Below are 3,056 nucleotides of genomic sequence, written 5' to 3'. Positions count from 1 at the left end.
GGTGGTTGTCGGGCTCGCGCTGTGGTTGTGGCGGGTCGCGGTCGCGCGGCACCGTCGTGGGGTGCTGCCCGGGGGGGGGGGGGGGCGCCCCCCCCCCCCCCCCGCCGTTTCCGTCCCGGGAGCCTCTACTCTCGGTGGAGGCTCCGACCGGGTGAGGGACCTGGGAAGCGGAGCCCCTCACCCACGTGGGTTAGCGGCAACGGGTGAGTTGCGTGAATGCCGCCTCGCGATCGCTCCGCCCGCATTGCTGTCCCGCCCGGTCGCCGCGCCCGGCGTTAATGACCTTCGCGCCGCCTCCGGAGCCTCGGCACCGGGTGCGCTATTGCCGCTTCACCGTTATCCGACGGCCCGCCGGAAGATCCGCAATTCGCCGTCGCCGACCGTCCGGCCGCGCTAATTCGCACCGCACAGACCGCGCCTCGCCGGGATTCCCGTCCGGACATCTTCGCGACCGCGCCCAGGCCGGGACGCAAATCCGTCGGCGGTCCGGCATTCGCCCGAACATGAAGGCCAGATGAACGCCGGAGAAAAACCGAATCCCATTCGGCTGCGGAAGCGGCGGCGCGCGGCAATAAAGAGCGGAAAATGTTCGAGGCCGCTCGGCGCTTGCGGTTTTCGCTGCGCCGAGCGGCCTCGTCTCCCCGGTCCCCACCGGTAGGACAAGTATGGCGGTGATTGATCTTCCCGCGCCAGTCGTCTCACTCGATCGTGGTGCACAGCACTCGGGTGCAGTGGGTACCTGTCCTGCGACCCGGTGCGACAGGACGGTGCCGGAATCCACGTCGAACCGCGGCGAAGGGAGCCAGCGTGGGTGAACAACTCAAGGACGGACTCGGACAGGCCTGGAATCTGGTGGCCACGTTCGTCCCGAAACTCGTGGGCTTTCTGATCATCCTCTTGATCGGCTGGCTGATCGCGAAAGCCGTGTCCAAAGCCCTCGGGCTCGTTCTCGGAAAACTCGGTTTCACGCGGCTCGTCGAGAAGACCGGGCTGACCGGAATGGTGAAGGGCGCGAATCTCGACGCCACCACGGTGCTCGTGAAACTCGTCTACTACTTCATTCTGCTGATCGCGCTGCAGCTCGCGTTCGGGGTGTTCGGGCAGTCGAACCCGGTGAGCCAGCTGCTGAACGACATCATCGCGTTCCTGCCGAGGATCCTGGTCGCGGTGGTGCTGATCATCGTGGCCGCGGCGATCGCGAAGGTCGTGCGGGACGTGGTCTCCGGCGCGCTGTCGGGCCGTCCGGCGGGACGGCTGCTCAGCACGGTCGCGTACTGGCTGGTGATGGCGTTCGGCATCATCGCGGCGCTGGGCCAGGTCAACATCGCGACGTCGGTCACCGGCCCGGTGCTGATCGCGGTGCTGGCGACCGCGGGCGGCGTGATCGTGGTCGGCTTCGGCGGCGGCCTGATCAAGCCCGCCCAGGAGCGGTGGGGCGGCTGGCTGGCCAACCTGCAGGGCCAGGTCGGCTCGGGCTCCGGCAACGGGTCGCAGGCTCCGGGCCAGGTGAGCGGGCAGCACGCGCAGGCCGGGCAGACCCGGGCGCAGGGCTACCCGCAGTCGCAGTCGGGAAGTCTTCCGCAGCCGAGCGAGCAGACCCGGCAGATGCCCGCGGACGGCGGCCGCCCGCCGGAGCCGCCGACCCCGCCCGCCGGTTTCGGGCGCGTGGAGCGCTGAGCCGGTACCAGCAGGGAGGTTGAGGCCGGCGAGGTCCGCGGACACTCGCCGGCGACGGGCCGTGCTGCCGACCGGATTCGAGCCCGGTCGGCCGCTTCGCTGACGGCCTTCACCGGTCCGCGGACCGGTGACCAGGGGCCGCGTTGCTTCGGCAGCGCGGCCCTGCGGCTTGCCTCGCGTTCGCGGGGCTTAATCGGGCGATGGAGGCCCGGTGCCATCCCGGCGCCGGGCCTCCGCCGTGTCCGGCTCCGGGGTCCACTCAGCGGGACTGTCCGCAGTCTCACATCGGCACGGGAATGGAGGCTCCGTGTTGCATGTTGGGAGGCGTAGATCGGAAGGGGTGCGGACGTGGACTTCCTGTTGCACCACGGCGTGACTGTGTTCGGCCAGTGGATCTCGATCGCGGAGCTGGCCGGGCAGGTGTTCGCGCTCGCGGTCGTGTTCCTCGCGCAGCGGCGGACGCTGTGGACCTGGCCGGTGCAGGTCGGCGCGACCGTCCTGCTGTTCTCCGTTTACGCGTCCGCGCATCTCGGCGGTCTCGCCGGGCGGCAGGTCGCGATCCTGCTCATCTCTCTTTACGGCTGGTGGGCCTGGAATCGCCGGACCGACCCGGTGTACGGCGTCGTCGTGCGCAAGGGCCGCTGGACCGAGCGGGCCGTGATGCTCGCCGCGTTCGGGCTGGGCACGGTCGCGATGGCGCTGACGCTCCAGGCGCTCAACGCTTCGTGGGCGCCGTGGCCGGACGCCGCGATTTTCGTCGGGACGCTCGTCGCGTTCGCCGCGCAGGGCGTCGGTCTCGTGGAGTTCTGGGGCGTGTGGCTGGTGGTCGACGCGATCGGCGTGCCGCTGCAGATCCGCTCCGGCCTGTACTTCTCGGCCGCGATCTACCTCGTCTTCGCCGCGCTGGTGGTCCACGGCTGGGTCACCTGGAACCGCTCGGCGCGCACCGCGGTGGCCGGCGACAAGACCGTCGCCGCGGCGCGCTGACCTTCAAGCGCCGAGCGCGAGCTGCCCGTCCGGGGTCAATTCGGCCGCCGTCCATTGCCCGACCGCGCCGCCCAGCGCGGACACCGGGCGGACCAGGCCTTCCCGGACCAGGTCGTGCGCGGTCGTCTGGTCACAGCAGGGCAGGCCGTCGACCCTCAGGTCCGGTTCGCAGCTGCGGGTGAGTTCGGCTCGGCCGGCGGCGATCGCGCGCAGCATCGCCAGCGCGCGGCGGTTCAGCGTGACGGACATGGTCTTCTCCCTCGGATGATCCGAAGGCAGGAGACGTGATGTCGGTCACTGGATACCTCGTTACGCCGACCGCACCAACCCGGGCTGAAGGTCCGTGAAGGGCTCCTTGAGGGAATCAGATTACCTCAAGGAGCCCTTCACGG

At 70.2% G+C, this 3,056-nt stretch carries 3 protein-coding genes; 2 read left to right on the top strand and 1 reads right to left on the bottom strand.

Annotated elements, in window-relative coordinates; genetic code table 11:
• Positions 1-807: 807 nt before the first annotated feature.
• Positions 808-1,677, top strand: coding sequence for a hypothetical protein (locus ACFXI3_RS42865; protein WP_344272421.1), 870 nt, complete (start codon positions 808-810; stop codon positions 1,675-1,677).
• Positions 1,678-2,025: 348 nt separating this feature from the next.
• Positions 2,026-2,664 (top strand): nicotinamide mononucleotide transporter family protein, encoded by a 639-nt coding sequence (locus ACFXI3_RS42860; protein ID WP_344272424.1) that lies wholly within the window; start codon positions 2,026-2,028, stop codon positions 2,662-2,664.
• A 3-nt stretch (positions 2,665-2,667) separates the two neighbouring features.
• Here the strand turns inward: ACFXI3_RS42860 and ACFXI3_RS42855 are convergent, their stop codons facing one another.
• Positions 2,668-2,913: a hypothetical protein gene (locus ACFXI3_RS42855; protein ID WP_344272426.1), complete on the bottom strand. Its 246-nt coding sequence runs from the start codon at positions 2,911-2,913 to the stop codon at positions 2,668-2,670.
• Positions 2,914-3,056 lie beyond the last annotated feature (143 nt).

Source organism: Amycolatopsis sp. NPDC059235 (genome assembly GCF_042754125.1).
Classification (GTDB): domain Bacteria; phylum Actinomycetota; class Actinomycetes; order Mycobacteriales; family Pseudonocardiaceae; genus Amycolatopsis; species Amycolatopsis albidoflava.
Note: the sequence above shows the minus strand (reverse complement) of the source record. Positions and strands in the feature narration are given on the sequence as shown.